Genomic DNA, 17,151 nt, shown 5'->3' with positions numbered 1-17,151 from the left:
GGTCAGAAGGGGTGGACGCCCACCGGTGCGGCCGGCGCCGGGCCGTAGCCCTCGGCGATGCGCTGGTGGTAGGTCTGGCGGTCGACGACCTCCAGGCCGACGATCTCCCAGGCCGGCAGTCCGGCCGTCTGCCGGTGCTCGCCCCACAGCCGCAGCGCGACGGCGGCCGCGTCGTGCAGGTCGCGGGCCTCCTCCCAGTAGCGGATCTCCGCGTGGTCGGCGGCGTAGCGGCTGGTCAGGAGGAAGGGGTGGTCGTGGGCCAGCTGTTCCAGGGCGCGCCGCAGCTCCTTCAGGTCGGCGTCGGCTCCGGAGACGCTGAGGGTGACGTGCCACAGGCGGGGCAGGTCCTCGGGCCCGGCTCCCAGCGCGCCCTCGTCGCCGTCGGCCTCCGCGGCCCGGTACCGGTCCCCGGCCGCGACGCTGGTCAGGGCGCGTTCCTCGCCGGCGCCGCCGCGGGTCGCCGCCGCCCCAGGGCGCACTCGTCTCACGACGGCCTCCTTTACGCAGCGCTCGTGCGGAACGTGTCCGTGCAGGGGACGTGGACGGGTCCTTGCCCCCGACACAAAGTTGAGCAGGCCGCGCGGCTCCTTGGGGCGGTTTCACGGAACGTCCCCCGCCGGTCCCGGCCGTTCGACCCCGCCCGGAATCCGTCGTTCGACGCCCCGGGGGTCACCCGTGCCCCTCGTGGACCCGCTCAGGGATGGAGGATCACCAGGTCGTCGCGGTGGATGACCTCGCGCTCGTACTCGGCGCCGAGTTCCCTCGCCAGTTCGCGGGTGGAGCGGCCGATCAGGAGGGGGATCTCCCTGGCGTCGAAGTTGACGAGTCCCCGGGCCACCGCGTGCCCGGCGCCGTCGCGCAGTTCCACCGGGTCGCCCGCGTTGAACTCGCCCTCCACGCCGGCGATCCCGGCCGGCAGCAGCGACTTGCGCCGCTCGACGACCGCGCGCACCGCGCCGTCGTCCAGGGTGAGCGAGCCCTGCGGGGTGGAGGCGTGCTGGAGCCACAGCAGCCGGTCGGCGGAGCGCTTGCCGGTGGCGTGGAAGAAGGTGCCGGTGTCGCCGCCGGAGAGGGCGTCGGCCGCGTGGACGGCGCTGGTGAGGACGACGGGGATGCCGGCGGCGGCGGCGATCCGGGCGGCCTCGACCTTGGTGACCATGCCGCCGGTGCCGACGCCCGCCTTGCCGGCGCTGCCGATCTCGACGCCCGCCAGGTCGGCGGGCCCGCGCACCTGTGCGATCCGCGAGGTGCCCGGCCTGCCGGGGTCGCCGTCGTAGACACCGTCGACGTCGGAGAGCAGGACCAGCAGGTCGGCGTGGACGAGGTGGGCGACGAGCGCGGCGAGACGGTCGTTGTCGCCGAAGCGGATCTCGTCGGTGGCGACGGTGTCGTTCTCGTTGACGATCGGGAACGCGCCCATCGCCAGCAGCTTGTCCAGGGTGCGCGAGGCGTTGCGGTGGTGGGCGCGACGGCTCATGTCGTCGCTGGTCAGCAGCACCTGGCCGACGCGGACGCCGTAGCGGGCGAAGGAGGCGGTGTAGCGGGCGACGAGGAGGCCCTGGCCGACGCTGGCGGCGGCCTGCTGACGGGCGAGGTCCTTGGGACGGCGGCGCAGGCCCAGCGGGGCGAGTCCGGCGGCGATGGCGCCGGAGGAGACCAGGACGATCTCCCGCTCCCCGCCGCTGCGACTCTTCGCGAGGACGTCGACGAGCGCGTCGACGCGGTCGGCGTCCAGTCCCCCGGCGGCGGTCGTCAGAGACGAGGAGCCCACCTTGACGACGATCCTGCGGGCCTGCGCCACGTGCTGCCTTGCCTCTGTCACCTGCGTCGTCCTCACTCGGCTGTCCCTGGCGCCGCGTGCTCCCCGCCACGGCGCTCGCCCCGCAATCTACGTGAGCGGGGGGCGGCGCCGCCTTCGCGTTTCGCCGGTCGGACGGCTTCCGGGGACAACCGGAGGGGGGCTCAGCCCCGGTTCGCCAGGGAGGCCCGGAAGGCCACGCACTCCTCGTACACCGGCAGGATGCCCGCCTCGCGGGCCTCGGCCAGCGTCGGGCCCTCGGCGTCCTTGGCGGACAGCTCGGGCACGCCTTCGACCGGCCATTCGACGCCGATCGCCGGGTCGAGCGGGTGCACGGTCCGCTCGCGCTGCGGCGCGTAGCCCTCGGAGCACAGGTAGGTGACGGTGGCGTCGTCGGTGAGCGCGCAGAAGCCGTGGCCGAGGCCCTCGGAGAGGTAGACGGCCTTGCGGTCCTGGTCGTCGAGGCGCACCGTCTCCCAGCGGCCGAAGGTCGGCGAGCCGACCCGGACGTCGACGATCACGTCGAGGACGGCGCCGCGGACGCAGGTCACGTACTTGGCCTGGCCGGGCGGCACGTCGGCGAAGTGGATGCCGCGCACGACGCCGGCCGCGGAGACGGAGAGGTTGCCCTGCTTCAGGTCGAGCGGGTGGCCGACGGCCTCCTCCATGCGCTCGGCCTTGTACCACTCCAGGAAGAGGCCGCGGGCGTCCCCGTGCTGCTGGGGGACGAACTCCCAGGCGCCCTCGATGCCAAGGGGGTTCACCTTCATCGGAACCGTTTCCGTTTCTCTCTCAGGCCTCGTGGGCGAGCAGGTCGAGCAGGTAGTCGCCGTAGCCGCTCTTGGTCAGCGGCTCGGCGAGCGCGCGCAGGCGGTCGTCGCCGATGAACCCGGCGCGCCAGGCGGCCTCCTCCAGGCAGCCGATCTTCATGCCCTGGCGCTCCTCGACCACCCGGACGTACTCGGAGGCCTGGACGAGGGACTGGAAGGTGCCGGTGTCGAGCCAGACGGTGCCGCGGTCGAGGACCGAGACCTGGAGCTCGCCGCGGTCGAGGTAGTACTTGTTGACGTCGGTGATCTCCAGCTCGCCCCGGCCGCTCGGCTTGAGGCCCTTGGCGATCTCGACGACCCGGCTGTCGTAGAAGTAGAGGCCCGGGACGGCGTAGCGGGACTTGGGGTTCTTCGGCTTCTCCTCGATGGAGCGGGCGCGGCCCTGCTCGTCGAAGTCGACGACGCCGTAGGCGGTCGGGTCGGAGACGGCGTGGGCGAAGACCACGCCGCCCTCGGGGTCGCTGTAGCGGGCGAGCTGACGGCCGAGGCCGTAGCCGTGGAAGATGTTGTCGCCGAGGATCAGGGCGACGGCCTCGTCGCCGATGAAGTCCTCGCCGATGACGAAGGCCTCGGCGATGCCGTTGGGGTGCTCCTGCGTGGCGAACTCGATGTTCAGGCCCCAGTCGGACCCGTCGCCCAGGAGCCGTTCGAACTGGGGTCGCTCGGCCGGTCCGGTGATGATCAGGATGTCCCGCAGTCCCGCCATCACCAGGGTGGACAGCGGGTAATAGATCATCGGCTTGTCGAAGACCGGCATCAGTTGCTTCGACACCGCACGGGTGATCGGCCACAGTCGGGAACCGGTACCACCGGCGAGCAGAATTCCACGCATGGGCCCGCAGCCTACGGCAGGGTACGGACCACTCCCGCCACCCCCGCCGTGAAAAGGGCCACTGCACAGCGCGTGATACGGCGGGCTATAGAATGTGGGCTCTTATGAAGATTCTTGTCACCGGCGGTGCCGGGTTCATCGGTTCACAGTTCGTACGGGCGCTGCTCCTCGGCGAGCTGCCCTCGGGCGCGGGCGCCCAGGTCACCGTCCTGGACAACCTGACCTACTCCGGCAACGAGGAGAACCTCGCCCCCGTCGCCGGCAAGGACGGGTACACCTTCGTCCACGGCGACATCCGCGACGTCGCCATCGTCGACGATGTGATGCGCGGCCAGGACGCGGTGGTGCACTTCGCCGCCGAGTCCCACGTGGACCGCTCGATCGCGGACTCCTCCCCGTTCGTGACGACCAACGTGCTGGGCACCCAGGTGCTGCTGGACGCCGCCAAGCGCCACGGGGTGGGCCGGTTCGTCCACGTGTCCACCGACGAGGTCTACGGCTCGATCGCCGAGGGCTCCTGGACCGAGGACTGGCCGCTGGCGCCGAACTCGCCGTACTCGGCCTCGAAGGCGGGCTCGGACCTGCTGGCGCTGTCGTACCACCGCACGCACGGCATGGACGTCGTGGTGACCCGCTGCTCCAACAACTACGGGCAGTACCACTTCCCCGAGAAGATGATCCCGCTGTTCACCACGAACCTGCTGGACGGCAAGAAGGTCCCGCTGTACGGCGAGGGCCTGAACGTGCGGGACTGGCTGCACGTCTCCGACCACTGCCGGGGCATCGAGATGGTGCTGCGCGGCGGCCGGGCCGGCGAGGTCTACCACATCGGCGGCGGCACCGAGGTCACCAACAAGGAGCTCACCGGTCTGCTCCTGGACGCCTGCGGGGCGGGCTGGGACATGGTCGAGCACGTCGCCGACCGCAAGGGCCACGACCTGCGCTACTCCCTGTCGATCGCGAAGATCTCCGAGGAGCTCGGCTACACGCCGCTCGTCACCTTCGAGCAGGGCCTCGCCGACACCGTCCAGTGGTACCGCGACAACCGCGCCTGGTGGGAGCCGCTCAAGGCGAAGGCGGCGCTTCCCGCATGACCCGCTGGCTGATCACCGGCGCGGGCGGCATGCTCGGCCGGGACCTGACCGACGTGCTCGCGGAGCGCGGGGCCGAGGTCACCGCGTCGACCCGGCAGGAGCTGGACGTCACCGACGCCGCCGCGGTGCGGGCGGCGGTGGCGGGCCACGACGTCGTGGTGAACGCGGCCGCGTGGACCGACGTGGACGGCGCGGAGGCCGACGAGGCCGCGGCGACCCGGATCAACGGCGAGGGCCCGCGGGTGCTCGCCCAGGCGTGCGCGGACAGCGGCGCCGCGCTGATCCAGGTCTCCACCGACTACGTCTTCCCGGGCGACGCCGCCGAGCCGTACCCGCACGACGCCCCGACCTCGCCGGTGAACGCCTACGGGCGCGGCAAGCTCGTGGGCGAGGAGGCGGTGACCGGGCTGCTGCCCGAGCGCGGCTATGTGGTGCGCACGGCCTGGCTGTACGGCGCCCACGGGCGCAACTTCGTCGCGACGATGCTGAACCTGGCCGGGCAGCGCGAGACCCTGGACGTGGTCGACGACCAGCGGGGGCAGCCGACCTGGACCGTGGCGCTCGCCCGGCAGATCGCGGACCTGGGCGAGGCGGCCGTGGCCGGCCGGGCCCCGGCCGGCGTCTATCACGGCACCGCGTCCGGCACGGGCACCTGGTTCGACCTGGCGCGGGCCGCCTTCGAGCTGACGGGTCTCGACCCGGAGCGGGTGCGCCCGACGACGTCGGAGAAGTTCGTACGGCCGGCCCGTCGTCCCGCCTACAGCGTGCTGGCGCACGACCGGTGGGCCACGGCGGGCGTGGCGGTCCAGCCGGACTGGCGCGAGCAGCTCGCCGAGGCGCTGAAGGTCATCGCTCCCGGCGGGCGGACGGACGCATCCGGGCGGACCGGCGCGTGAGTCTCCTCGACCGCATCGCCACGGCGCTGCCGCAGGGCACCGCGTTCGTCGGCGCCGGGACGGCGCTGCTCGGCGTGGCGAGCTACATCCATCTCGCGGCGGCGGGCCACTCGCTCCCCGTCGACGGGATGGCGAGCTTCTCGGTCCTGTGGACGGTGGTGTCCTCCATAGGTCTGGGGCTCTTCTTCCCGGTCGAGCAGGAGATCACCCGGGTGGTCGCCGCCCGGGTGGTGCACGGCGACGGGGCGCTGCCGGTGCTGCGGCGCGGCGCGGTGCTCTCCGCCTCCCTGCTCGCGGTGGTGCTGGTGCCGCTGGGCGTGTTCGCCCGGCAGGTCGCCGAGTTGTTCTTCCACGGCGACACCGGCATGGTCCTCGCGCTGGGCGGGGCGTTCGCGGCACTGGCCGTGGCGTACGTGACCCGGGGCGTCCTCGCGGGTCTGGGCCGGTTCGAGGCCTACGGGATGCAGCTGGGGCTGGACGGCGCGCTGCGGATCGTGCTGCCGGCGGGACTCGCGCTGTCCGGCGTGCACTCGGTGTTCGCCTTCGCGGCGGTCCTGACGGTGGCCCCGCTGCTCGCCGTGCTGGCGACGATCGGGCCGGTGGTCAAGGGCGCGCGGTCGGGGTCGCCGGCGCACTGGCGTGACCTGATCGAGCACCTGGGGCTGCTGGTCGGCTCCACGCTGCTGGCCCAGGTGCTGGTGAACATCGCGGTGATCAGCACCAAGCTGATCTCCACGGACGACGACGCGCTGGTCGCGGCGCTGTTGTCGGCGCTGGTCCTGGCGCGGGTGCCGCTGTTCGTGTTCGGCGCCTTCCAGGTGTCGCTGCTCGCGGGGCTGTCGTCGGCGGCGGCCGAGGGCGACACGCTGAAGTACCGCCGTCTGCTGCTGAAGGCGGCGTCGGTCACCGGTGGGCTCGGCGTGGCCGGGGGCATCGGCGCGGTGGCGCTCGGACCGGCGCTGCTGCCGGCGCTGTTCGGCGCGCCCGACGTGCTGGGGCCGGTCGATTTCGCCTGGCTGTCGCTCGGGACGACCCTCTACATGCTGGCTATGGTGCTGGGTCAGGCTCTGCTGACCAGCGGCGCCGCGCGGCTTCAGCTGGTGGCGTGGATCGTGGGGACGGCGGCCCTGGTGGCGGTCACTCTGAGTTCCCTTCCCCTGCGCACGCGGGTCGAGGTGGCGTACACGGCGGGGTCCTTCGTGGTGGTCGCCTTCATGACGCTCGTTGTCCGCGCTCGTGTAGGCTACCGTTCGTTGCACTCCTAAGAATGATCACCATTCTATCACTCTCCGTAAGCATTGCGACAAAATGTGACGGACAGTGGACTGCAGTCCGGCGGCCTCGTTCTGCGGCCGTCCGCGTCGGAATTCCCCTGGAAGAGTAGACAGGCCTTTTTCCAATGAGTCGTCCGATACACCGGAGTGCGGCATGAGTCTGTGGATGCTGACCTCGGTCACCGGAGTCCTTCTCGTCCTGTGCATCGTCGAGCTGCTGCGCCGGCGGAAGCTCAAGGAGAAGTACGCGTTCCTGTGGGTGATCACCGGGCTGGTGATCATCCCGCTCGGCTTCTTCCCCACCGGTCTGGACTCGGTGGCCCGCCTGGTCGGAGTCGCCTCGGGCGTCAGCCTCATCCTGTTCCTGAGTGTGGCGTTCCTCTTCATCGTGTGCCTCCAGCTCAGCTGGGAGGTGGGTCACCTGGAGGAGGAGGGCCGCACGCTCTCCGAGGAAGTGGCCCTGCTCCGCATCGACGTCACGGAGCTGCGGTCCCGGCTCGCCGCACAGGAGACCCCGGCCGCATCTGCCGAACGGGGGAATCTGAAGTGATCGACGGCAAGCGCGTACTGATCATCATGCCGGCGTGGAACGAGGCCGAGGGCGTCGCCGACGTCATCAAGGAGACCTACACCACGCTTCCGGGAGTGGACGTCCTCGTCGTCGACGACGGCTCCGCCGACAACACGGCCGTCGTCGCCAAGGCGGCCGGCGCCACCGTGATGAAGCTCCCCTACAACCTCGGCGTGGGCGGCGCGATGCGCGCCGGCTACAAGTTCGCGCACGACCGCGGCTACGACATCGCCATCCAGGTCGACGCCGACGGCCAGCACGACCCGCGCAACGTGCCCGAACTGCTGGACCGCCTGGAGACCGGCGCTGACCTGGTCATGGGCGCCCGGTTCGCCGGCACCGGCGAATACGAGGCCCGCGGCCCGCGCCGCTGGGCGATGCTCGTGCTCGCCTTCTGGCTGTCGCGCATGGCGCGCACCAAGCTCACCGACGTCACCTCCGGCTTCCGCGCCTGCAACCGCGACCTGATCGAGGCCTTCGCCCGCTGGTACCCGGTGGAGTACCTGGGCGACACCGTGGAGTCCACGATCGCCGTCCTGCGCGCCGGCTACCGCGTCGAGCAGGTGCCCGTCGCGATGCGCCCGCGGGTGACCGGCACCCCGAGCCAGTCGCCGTGGAAGGCCACCCTCTACCTCGGCCGCATCGGCATGATCCTGCTCCTCGCGTTCAGCCGCCGCTCCTCGCTCGGCAAGAAGGGCAAGTGAGCCAGGTGCAGACCCTCGACATCATGCTGCCGCACTACGGCGACACCGCCCTGATGCAGGCGGCCGTGCGCAGCGTGCTCGACCAGACCGACAAGGACTGGCGGCTCACCGTCGTCGACGACGGCCGCGAGGAGGGCGTGCCCGAGTGGTTCTCCTCACTCGGCGACAGCCGGGTCCGCTACATGCGCAACGAACGCAACCTCGGCATCACCGGCAACTTCCGCAAGTGCGTCGACCTGGTCGAGTCGACGCACTTCACCATGCTGGGCAGCGACGACCTGCTGCTGCCGACCTACGTCGCGACGATCCGCGCGGCCGTCGAGGCCGAACCGGACGCGGCGATCTACCAGCCGGGCGTCGAGGTCATAGACGAGAACGGCAACCCCTCCACCTCCCTGGGCGACGAGGTCAAACGGCGGCTGTACGCGCCGAAGAACCCCGACGGCGCCCGGCTGGTGCTCTCCGGCGAGCCGCTCGCCGCGAACCTCCTGGGCGGGAACTGGCTGTACTTCCCGTCGATCTGCTGGCGCGCCGACGCCGTCAAACCGGTCGGCTTCCGCGAGGACCTCTCGGTCATCCAGGACCTCGCGATGATCATCGAGTTGATCAAGCGCGGCGAGAAGCTGGTCGTCGACCCGGCCCTCGCCTTCCGTTACCGACGTCACTCCGGCAGCCTCTCCTCGGCGGAGGCCGTGACCGGGGCCCGCTTCTCGGAGGCGGTACGGTTCTTCAACGAGGTCGCCGACGACCTCGACCGGCACGGCTGGCCCAAGGCCGCCCGCGCCGCCCGGCGGCACCTGTCCATGCGGCTGCACGCGCTGACCATGCTCCCCGGAGCCCTGCGTCAACGCCGTTCGGACGCCGTGCGCCGCCTGCTCGGATATGCCCTCACCAGATCCGAGTGATCGTCACGCGCGGGACGGGTCCCCGCCCCGCGGACCGCAAACCGCCGAACCCTGCCGAAAGTCCAAGCCCTGATGACTCCCACGCAAGCCGCAGAACCGTCCCCCACTCCCCGGTTCAGCATCATCGTGCCGGCGTACGGGGTCGAGGCGTATCTGCGTGACTGCCTCGACTCCGTCCTGAGCCAGTCGTTCGGGGACTTCGAGATCATCGCGGTCAACGACGCCTCGCCCGACGCCTGCGGCGAGATCATGGCCGAGTACGCGGACACGGACCCCCGTGTCGTGGCGGTGCAGCTCGAACAGAACGTGGGCCTGGGCCGGGCGCGGAACGCGGGCATGGAACGCGCCCGCGGCGAGTACCTGCTCTTCCTCGACAGCGACGACACGATGCTCCCCGGCTCCCTCCTCGCCGTCTCCCGCCGGCTCCAGGAGACCGACGACCCCGAGCTGCTCGTCTTCGACTACGCCCGCACCTACTGGGACGGCCGCGTCAGCCCCAACGCCAAGCGCTCGGTGCTCACCGCGAGCCCCCGCGAGGCCGTGGGCCTCGACGGCAACCCCGAACTGCTCCAGCTGCTCCAGGTCGCCTGGAACAAGGCCTACCGCCGCGACTTCGTCGAGCGCTGGGGCTTCGAGTACCCCACGGGCTACTACGAGGACACCCCCTGGACCTACCCGGTGCTGGTCGCCGCCGAGACCATCGCCGTCCTCGACCGGATCTGCGTCCACTACCGCCAGCGCCGCCAGGGCAGCATCCTGTCCTCCGCGAGCCGCAAGCACTTCGAGGTCTTCGACCAGTACGACCTGGTCTTCGCCTTCCTCGCCGAGCACCCCGAGTTCGAGCGCTGGCGGCCCGCGCTGTTCGAACGCATGACCTTCCACCTCGGCGTCATCGAGCGGATGCCGGGCCGGCTGCCCGCCGGCGCCCGCGCCGAGTTCCGCGCCCGCCGCCTTCAAGCCGAGCAGGCCCACCGCCCGGCCGGCTACCGCGAGCCCAAGGACAGCGGAGCCAAGGAAGCCGCACGCCGGCGCCGCCCCGCCGACCGGCTCCCGCGCCGGCTGCGCCCCGCCGCCCGCCGCGCCTACCGCGCCGCCCGCAAGCTGAAGAAGCCGGTCCGTCACGCCGTCCTGATGGCCTACTACCGGACCCAGCGGATGCTGCCGGTGCAGAAGGACACCGCCGTCTTCGCCGCCTACTGGAACGCCGACTACGCCTGCAACCCGGCGGCCGTCCACCAGAAGCTGCGCGAACTCGCCCCCAAGGTCAAGAGCACCTGGGTGCTCAAGCCCGGCGCGCGCAACGCCCCGCCGCCCGGCACCGCCGTCGTGCACCCCGGCTCGTTCCCGTTCTGGCGCGCGATGGCCCGCAGCAAGTACTTCGTGAACAACGTGAACTTTCCCACCCTCGTGGTCAAGCGGCCGGGCCAGGTCTTCGTGCAGACCCACCACGGCACACCGCTCAAGCGGATGGGCGTCGATCTGGTCGACTTCCCGCTCGGCCAGAAGGACCTGGAGATGGACACGCTGATGAAGCGGGTCGACCGCTGGGACTACAGCGTCTCCAGCAACCGCTTCACCACCGCCGTCTGGGACCGGGCCTACCCCTCCACCTACACCTCCCTCGACTACGGCTACCCGCGCAACGACGTCCTGGTGAACGCCGGCGACGAGGACCGGGCGGCGGCCCGCGCCGAGCTCGGGCTCGCCCCCGACGCCAAGGTCGTCCTGTACGCGCCGACGCACCGCGACTACATGGCCGTTCCCCGTCCGCTGCTCGACGTGGAGCACTTGGCGCAGCAGCTCGGCGAGGGCTTCACCGTGCTGGTGCGCGCCCACTACTTCAACCTCGGCTCCGGCCCCGGCTCCGCCGAGGGCTCCACCGTCGTCGACGTCAGCGACCACCCCTCGGTGGAGAAGCTGTTCCTCGCCGCCGACTGCCTGCTCACCGACTACTCGTCGCTGATGTTCGACTACGCGCTCCTCGACCGGCCGATCGTGCTCTTCGCGAACGACTGGGAGACCTACCGGGCCACCCGCGGCACGTACTTCGACATCCACGCCCAGTCCCCCGGCCATGTGACGGCAACCGAGACCGACCTCGTCGACATCTTCCTCTCGGGGCGCTGGTGCGACGACACGTCCGCGAAGGCGCGTACCGAGTTCCGCAGGCGCTTCTGTGAGTTCGACGACGGGCGTGCCGCCGAACGTGTGGTACGCAGGGTCTTCCTGGACGAGGAGGTCGACCCCCCTGCGGTGATCTCCCCGGAGCGTCCGAGCCGTCCGGCGCGGGGCTAGAGCTACCGTGTCCGGCAAGTCCGGTTGACGAACACCTGTAGAAAGGCGCAGTACCCCAGATGCCTCCCCGTCTGTCCCTAGTCGTTCCCTCCTACAACGTGGAACTGTTCCTCGACGAGTGCCTGCAGTCGCTCGTGGACCAGACGTTCACCGACTGGGAGGCGATCGTCGTGGACGACGGCTCCAAGGACGGCAGCCTGGCGATCGCCGAAAGGTGGGCGCAGAGAGACGCCCGGATCCGGGTCGTCGCACAGGAGAACCAGGGACTCGGGCCGGCCCGCAACACCGGTGTCGCCCACCTCACCGAGGGCACCGAGTTCCTCGCCTTCGTCGACAGCGACGACATCGTCCTGCCCGACGCCTACGAGCGGTGCATCGCCAGCCTGGAGAAGTCCGGCTCGGACTTCGTCAGCGGCAACGTCAACCTCCTCAAGGCCGGTGAGATCCTCGTCTCCCCGCTGCACGCCAAGCGGCTGCGCACCGACCGCTCCCGCACCCACATCAGCCGCGACAAGGACCTCGTCTACGACCGCACCGCCTGGAACAAGGTCTTCCGCCGGTCGTTCTGGGACAAGCACGCCTTCCAGTTCCCCGGCATCCTCTACGAGGACGCGCCGGTCACCCTGCCGGCCCACTTCCTGGCCTCCGCGGTCGACGTGCTCAGCGAGCCGATCTACCTGTGGCGCCAGCGCACCGGCGGCGCGCCCTCCATCACCCAGCGCCGCACCGAGCCGGTCAACGTCCGCGACCGCATCCGTTCCTGCGACTCCGTGAGCCGGTTCCTCGCCTCCCAGCCGGGCGAGGCGTACGTCCAGCACAAGCGCTGGTACGACGAGATCTTCATCACCGACGAGCTGCCCCTCTTCATGGGCGTCCTGGACCAGGCCGGGGACGAGTTCCGCGACCTGTTCATGTCCGGCGCCGCCGACTTCCTCAGCCGCGTCGACCCCCGCGTCATGCCCCGGCTGCCCGTCGCGATGCGCCTGAAGTGCCACCTCATCCGCGAGGGCCGGCTCGACGAGCTCATGGAACTGCTCGCCTTCGAACGCGAGGCCGGCCGGGCCGTCCCGGTGGTCCGGCAGGGCCTGCGCTACCTCGCCGACTACCCGGTGATCGACAAGAAGCGCGCCGTGCCCCGCTCCGTGCTGCGCGTCGACTCCGACTTCGCCGCCCGGGCCCGCGCCGAGGAGATCGTCTGGCGCGACGGCCGGCTGCACATCGGCGGCCACTCCTACATCCGCAACCTGGCCGCCGAGCGGCCGCAGCCGACCACCCTGCGCGTGCTGATGCTGCGCGAGACCGGCAGCCGGCGCACCGTCCTGGTCCGGCCCACCCGCACCCAGGCCTCGCGCGCCACCCAGACCTCCGGTCAGTCGCTGCACAACTACGACTGGTCGGGCTTCACCCTCGACCTGGACCCCGCGAAGCTCAAGGCCCGCGGCGGCTGGCGGGACGCCGTGTGGCGGGTGACCGTGGCCACCGTCCAGCAGGGCATCGTCCGCCACACCCGGCTCAAGGCCGGCGAGAGCGGCAGCGCCGAGAGCCCCGCCCCGTTCTGGGTCGACGACGACGTACGGGTCATCCCGTTCATCAACGACGACCACCTCTATCTGCGGGTCGAGCGGGTCCGCGCCAAGCTCACCGGACACCGCGTCGAGGACGGCGTACTGGAGCTGACCGGCGTCCTCGGCCATGAGGCCGCCACCGGCGACGCGCCCCTCACCCTGCGCTTCAAGCACGGCTCGACCGAGGCGAAGCTGGAGTACCCGGTGGAGCGCACCGCCGGGAAGGGCTTCTCCCTGCGGGTGCCGCTCGCCGACCTCGACGTCGAGGGCCGCGACTCCGGGAACCTCGAGGTCGTCGACAAGTGGACGGCCGAACTGCTCGTCGGCGGCGCGAGGCGCGGGCACTCCGTGGCCGTCGACACCGCCCGCGACGACCGTGAACCGCAGCACCCCCTGCACGGCGGCCCCGTCGCCGAGTGGGGCGGCCGTGTCACGGCCGTCACCGACGACGGCGTGGGCCGGCTCGCGCTGCGCACCCAGCCCGTCCAGCCCATGGTCGGCGAGCTCTCCGTCACCCCCGAGGGCCGCCTCCTCCTCACCGGCGCCCTGCCCGTGACCGTGGACGAGCCCGTCGAGATCGTGCTGCGGCACAGCCGGCACGCCGAGGAGCACTCCCACCCGGCCGGCGTCGTCGACGGCACGTTCCGCGCCGACTTCCTGCCCGTGCCCACCAGCATCAGCGAGGTGCCGCTGCGCCAGGGCCGCTGGTACCTGTTCGCCCGCACCACCCAAAGCCGCGTCGAGGTGCCGGTCCGCGTCGTGCCGTCCGCGCGCGCCGGCCTGCCCGTGCGCTTCGCCGTCCGCGGCCGCGACTACGCCCTCACCCACCGCTTCTTCGACCGGCTGCTGATCGAGGCCGCCCCCGACCTGGGCCCCGAGGAGTTCGGCTGGTTCCGCCAGCGCCAGATGCGCACCGGCGTGTACGCGCAGGCGCGCACCGCACCGCTGCGCGACACGGTCCTGTACGCCTCCTTCTCCGGCCGCCAGTTCTCCGACTCGCCGCGCGCCGTCTACGAGGAGCTCGTGCGCCAGGGATCCGACCTGGAGCACATCTGGGTGGTCGAGGACCGCCGCGCCGAGATCCCCGCGGGCGTCAAGGTCATACGCCGGTGGAGCCGCGACTGGTACGAGGCGCTCGGCCGCAGCCGGTACATCGTCACCAACACCCACCTGCCGCACTGGATCCGGCGTCGCGAGGGCCAGGTCATCGTGCAGACCTGGCACGGCACCCCGCTCAAGCGGATCGGCCACGACATCGACAGCGTCCAGTTCGCCGACCGCAAGTACCTCTCGAAGGTCGCGGAGGAGACGCCGAGCTGGAGCTTCCTCGTCTCACCGAACCGCTTCTCCACCCCGATCATGAAGCGGGCGTTCCAGTACGACGGCGAGATCCTCGAGTCCGGCTACCCGCGCAACGACCTCCTGCTGTCCGACAAGACGCAGGACGTGGCCCGCGCCGTACGCGAGCGAATAGGCCTGCCCGAGGGCAAGAAGGTCGTGCTGTACGCGCCGACCTGGCGGGACGACCAGTTCTACCAGGCGGGCAACTACAAGTTCGATCTGCGGCTCGACGTGAAGAAGGCGCGCGAGCGCCTCGGCGACGACCACGTCCTCCTCATACGCAAGCACTCCAACATCGTCGACGCGGTACCCGGCGCCGGTGACGGCTTCGTCTTCGACGTGTCCAGCTACCCGGACATCGCCGAGCTGTTCCTGATCACGGACATCCTGGTCACCGACTACTCGTCACTGATGTTCGACTTCGCTAACACGGGCCGCCCGATGCTGTTCTTCACTTACGACCTGGAGTACTACCGCGACCAGCTGCGTGGCTTCTACTTCGACTTCGAGAAGCGGGCTCCAGGCCCGCTCCTGCAGAGCTCCGACGAACTCATCGACGCGCTGGCCGGGATCGAGGACATCAGCGCCTCGTACGCGGACGCCTACCGCGAGTTCAAGGACGTGTTCTGCGACCTCGACGACGGGCATGCCGCCGAGCGGGTGATCACCCGGATGCTGGAGCTCGCGCACCCCGACCGACCCCCTCTTGAGCCCGCGGAGCAGCGTTGAAAGCAACGAGGATCCCCCTTGACCGAGAGCGTCTGAGAAAGCGTCTGGAGCGCATTCCGCCGCGGCGACGGCTGCCGCTGGCCGTCTACGGCACCACTCAGCTGATCTTCCTGATCTGGTGGGCGGCCTTCTACCCGGGCGGGATGAGCTACGACTCCATCGCGTACGTGTGGCACGTCACCACCGGCCACTGGATGTCCAACCACTCGGTGGCCTACGACGCGCTGGTGTGGCTGTCCCTGAACACGACCGGCGACCTGGCGCTGCTGACGTTCGCCCAGAGCGTCGCCATGGCGGCGGCACTGGCCTATGTGGCGGTGACGCTGCGCCAGTTCGGCGTGCCGGGCAAGTGGAGCGCGGCGGCCACCGTCGCCTGTGCGGCGGTGCCGTCCATCGGCTCCTTCGTCATCTTCGTCTGGAAGGACGTGCCGTTCGTCATCGGCTCCGTCCTGGCGTTCGGCGCGGCCGGACGGCTCGTGGTACGCCGGATGCGCGGGGTGGACTCCGCGCGCGACAAGGCGTTCCGCAACGAGATCGCGGTCCTGTTCGCCGGCTTCCTGTGCATGGGCCTGTTCCGCAACAACGGCCTGCTCGTCGCGGTCATCGCCGCGCCGGTGCTGCTGCTGGTGCTGCCGAGGATGCGCAAGGCGCTGCTGGTCGCCACGGTGATCCCGGCGCTCACCGCCGGTCTGCTGCAGACCGTGATCTATCCGGCGATCGGCGTCATCACGCCGACGAAGGACCAGGTCTACGCGATGAACTACGCGGACATCGCGGTGGTCTACGGCAAGGCCCCCAACACCTTCAGCAAGGCCGACACCGACCTCATGTCGAAGGTGGCCCCGCTGTCGCACTGGGGCGGCCGCGCGGCCAACTGCTACAACGCCGACTGGGCGATGCGGCCGCCGATGAACCGCAAGAAGGCCGACGAGCTCAACAGCCAGCTGCTGGACCTGTGGATGCGGGTGCTGAAGCGGACGCCGGACCAGATGATCGCGGCGCGGCTGTGCCGCTCGCACATCGCCTGGTCGCCCTTCCCCGGCCCGGTCGACATGATGGGCCACACCCTGATCAGCCCGCCGTCCGTGCCGAAGAACCTGTTCGGCTGGGCGGACTGGAACAAGGAGATCCAGGACAGCCCCTACCGGCCCGTCCTGAAGATCCGCCCGCTCAACGACCAGCTGCACGACGTGGCGTTCTTCGTCTGGAAGGCCAGCAAGACGCCGCAGCTGCAGTGGCTGCTCTTCCGCGGCGGCACCTGGTGCTACGTGGCGTACGCGGTGCTGCTGACATTCTCACGCCGGCACCGCTCCTGGGCGCCGGTGGGCCTGATGTCGGTGACGCTGGCGCTCCAGCTGACGGTGATCGCTGCGAACCCGGCGCCGCTGGCCCGCTACATGTTCGCGCCGATGTTCCTGGGCATCCTGACGCTGCCACTGCTCGCCGCGAAGCCGAGGTTCGGCCGACGGCAGGAATCGGAGTCTCCAGCGGCTGATCCGACCCTGGAGTCCGAGAGCGCCTCCCCCAAGGACCGTGATCCGCACCCGGAACCCGTCACCTGACATCCGACGACGCCGCACGGCACCTCTCGGTGGCTTCACGATCCGCCTGGGGGCAGAAAAGAAAAATTCGGGGCAGCGGCCTGCAGGCCGCTGCCCCGGTGCCGCTCCTGATCAGGGGCACGAGTGATGTGCTGCGCCAGGCGGAGACGAGGGCGAAGCGGTCGTCCTCCACGGTGAGCCTGGGCAGGTCCACCGCCAGAGACGTCTACACGTCGGTGTCGGAGCCCATGAGCGCGAGTTGCGCGGCGGCACGGACGGCTCTGCCGCCGAGCAGCCAGGCGCGGACGACCTTCGTGCGCTCCGTGTCCGGCGGGCTAACGGATCGCCGTCTCTGCCGGGTTCGGGCTTGCGGGTCGCGGCTGCGGCGGGCGTGGCGCTGAGAACGAGGCTCGACGCCGTGGGGGCCTCGAAGGCTCCATGGACGCGGCGCCTGCCCCAGTTCCCCGATTCTCCGCTCCCCGGGAATCGAGCCTGCGGCAGCGTGCTGAGAGCGTCGGCGTGCCACCGCAGATGCAGGAGAACCACTCGCCCGCCCCGGCCACGGGTGATGGCCGGGGCGGGAAACGAGGTGTGAGCCCGTCATGCCCTCGGACGAGTGGGCCCGTCAGATCCAGTCGTCGCCGGGCGCGATGGCGAAGTACATGCCGGCGTTGACCCGCGCGGCGATCTTGCCGTCGGTGCCGTGGACGACCATGTCGGCCTTGCCGTCGCCCGTCACGTCGGCGAAGTACAACCGGCCCTTGCCCTCCCACCCG

14 protein-coding genes are annotated in these 17,151 nt (G+C 70.8%); 9 read left to right on the top strand and 5 right to left on the bottom strand.

Annotation, left to right across the window (positions count from 1 at the left end; genetic code table 11):
• Positions 1-2: 2 nt before the first annotated feature.
• The 4 genes from ACIRS4_RS30525 to rfbA form a co-directional block, all read right to left on the bottom strand.
• Positions 3-479 (bottom strand): hypothetical protein, encoded by a 477-nt coding sequence (locus ACIRS4_RS30525; protein ID WP_404202226.1) that lies wholly within the window; start codon positions 477-479, stop codon positions 3-5.
• Positions 480-694: 215 nt separating this feature from the next.
• Positions 695-1,801 carry a glutamate 5-kinase gene (proB, locus tag ACIRS4_RS30520; protein WP_404202224.1) on the bottom strand — a complete coding sequence of 369 codons (1,107 nt, stop codon included), beginning with the start codon at positions 1,799-1,801 and terminating at the stop codon, positions 695-697.
• A gap of 161 nt (positions 1,802-1,962) precedes the next feature.
• Positions 1,963-2,568, bottom strand: coding sequence for a dTDP-4-dehydrorhamnose 3,5-epimerase family protein (gene rfbC / locus ACIRS4_RS30515; protein WP_403806902.1), 606 nt, complete (start codon positions 2,566-2,568; stop codon positions 1,963-1,965).
• A 22-nt stretch (positions 2,569-2,590) separates the two neighbouring features.
• Positions 2,591-3,460 (bottom strand): glucose-1-phosphate thymidylyltransferase RfbA, encoded by an 870-nt coding sequence (gene rfbA, locus ACIRS4_RS30510; protein ID WP_130436800.1) that lies wholly within the window; start codon positions 3,458-3,460, stop codon positions 2,591-2,593.
• 104 nt (positions 3,461-3,564) lie between these two features.
• Here rfbA and rfbB point away from each other — a divergent pair, with 104 nt between their 5' ends.
• The 9 genes from rfbB (at position 3,565) to ACIRS4_RS30465 (ending at position 16,396) form a co-directional block, all read left to right on the top strand.
• Positions 3,565-4,554: a dTDP-glucose 4,6-dehydratase gene (gene rfbB, locus ACIRS4_RS30505; protein WP_404202149.1), complete on the top strand. Its 990-nt coding sequence runs from the start codon at positions 3,565-3,567 to the stop codon at positions 4,552-4,554.
• Positions 4,551-5,450: a dTDP-4-dehydrorhamnose reductase gene (gene rfbD, locus ACIRS4_RS30500; RefSeq protein WP_404202147.1), complete on the top strand. Its 900-nt coding sequence runs from the start codon at positions 4,551-4,553 to the stop codon at positions 5,448-5,450. Before rfbB ends, rfbD begins: the two co-directional genes overlap by 4 nt.
• Positions 5,447-6,715, top strand: a complete 1,269-nt coding sequence (locus tag ACIRS4_RS30495) for a hypothetical protein (RefSeq protein WP_404202146.1) — start codon at positions 5,447-5,449, stop codon at positions 6,713-6,715. Before rfbD ends, ACIRS4_RS30495 begins: the two co-directional genes overlap by 4 nt.
• A gap of 163 nt (positions 6,716-6,878) precedes the next feature.
• Positions 6,879-7,274 carry a DUF2304 domain-containing protein gene (locus ACIRS4_RS30490; RefSeq protein WP_404202144.1) on the top strand — a complete coding sequence of 132 codons (396 nt, stop codon included), beginning with the start codon at positions 6,879-6,881 and terminating at the stop codon, positions 7,272-7,274.
• Complete coding sequence (locus tag ACIRS4_RS30485; protein WP_404202142.1) at positions 7,271-7,999, top strand: glycosyltransferase family 2 protein; 729 nt, start codon at positions 7,271-7,273, stop codon at positions 7,997-7,999. The genes ACIRS4_RS30490 and ACIRS4_RS30485 overlap by 4 nt, the downstream gene beginning before the upstream one ends.
• Positions 7,996-8,904, top strand: coding sequence for a glycosyltransferase family 2 protein (locus ACIRS4_RS30480; protein ID WP_404202140.1), 909 nt, complete (start codon positions 7,996-7,998; stop codon positions 8,902-8,904). Before ACIRS4_RS30485 ends, ACIRS4_RS30480 begins: the two co-directional genes overlap by 4 nt.
• A gap of 72 nt (positions 8,905-8,976) precedes the next feature.
• Positions 8,977-11,199: a CDP-glycerol glycerophosphotransferase family protein gene (locus ACIRS4_RS30475; RefSeq protein ID WP_404202138.1), complete on the top strand. Its 2,223-nt coding sequence runs from the start codon at positions 8,977-8,979 to the stop codon at positions 11,197-11,199.
• A gap of 59 nt (positions 11,200-11,258) precedes the next feature.
• Positions 11,259-14,834 carry a CDP-glycerol glycerophosphotransferase family protein gene (locus ACIRS4_RS30470; RefSeq protein ID WP_404202136.1) on the top strand — a complete coding sequence of 1,192 codons (3,576 nt, stop codon included), beginning with the start codon at positions 11,259-11,261 and terminating at the stop codon, positions 14,832-14,834.
• Entirely contained in the window at positions 14,831-16,396 is a 1,566-nt protein-coding gene (locus ACIRS4_RS30465) for a DUF6020 family protein (RefSeq protein WP_404202134.1), read from the top strand. The genes ACIRS4_RS30470 and ACIRS4_RS30465 overlap by 4 nt, the downstream gene beginning before the upstream one ends.
• Positions 16,397-16,601: 205 nt before the next feature.
• Here ACIRS4_RS30465 and ACIRS4_RS30460 read toward each other — a convergent pair whose 3' ends face one another.
• Positions 16,602-16,979: a hypothetical protein gene (locus ACIRS4_RS30460; protein ID WP_404202132.1), complete on the bottom strand. Its 378-nt coding sequence runs from the start codon at positions 16,977-16,979 to the stop codon at positions 16,602-16,604.
• Between the last annotated feature and the right edge of the window lie 172 nt (positions 16,980-17,151).

Origin of the sequence: Streptomyces sp. NPDC101166, assembly GCF_044768125.1 — a bacterium.
Taxonomy (GTDB): Bacteria; Actinomycetota; Actinomycetes; order Streptomycetales; family Streptomycetaceae; genus Streptomyces.
The sequence above is the reverse complement of the archived record's forward strand: the minus strand, read 5'-3'. Positions and strand labels throughout refer to the sequence as shown.

Excerpts from the sequence above, each read along its gene's own strand:
- rfbB (WP_404202149.1), top strand. The coding sequence starts at position 3,565 with ATGAAGATTCTTGTCACCGGCGGTGCCGGGTTCATCGGTTCACAGTTC.
- ACIRS4_RS30460 (WP_404202132.1), bottom strand. The coding sequence starts at position 16,979 with ATGACGGGCTCACACCTCGTTTCCCGCCCCGGCCATCACCCGTGGCCG.
- ACIRS4_RS30490 (WP_404202144.1), top strand. The coding sequence starts at position 6,879 with ATGAGTCTGTGGATGCTGACCTCGGTCACCGGAGTCCTTCTCGTCCTG.
- rfbC (WP_403806902.1), bottom strand. The coding sequence starts at position 2,568 with ATGAAGGTGAACCCCCTTGGCATCGAGGGCGCCTGGGAGTTCGTCCCC.
- ACIRS4_RS30475 (WP_404202138.1), top strand. The coding sequence starts at position 8,977 with ATGACTCCCACGCAAGCCGCAGAACCGTCCCCCACTCCCCGGTTCAGC.
- rfbA (WP_130436800.1), bottom strand. The coding sequence starts at position 3,460 with ATGCGTGGAATTCTGCTCGCCGGTGGTACCGGTTCCCGACTGTGGCCG.
- rfbD (WP_404202147.1), top strand. The coding sequence starts at position 4,551 with ATGACCCGCTGGCTGATCACCGGCGCGGGCGGCATGCTCGGCCGGGAC.
- ACIRS4_RS30470 (WP_404202136.1), top strand. The coding sequence starts at position 11,259 with ATGCCTCCCCGTCTGTCCCTAGTCGTTCCCTCCTACAACGTGGAACTG.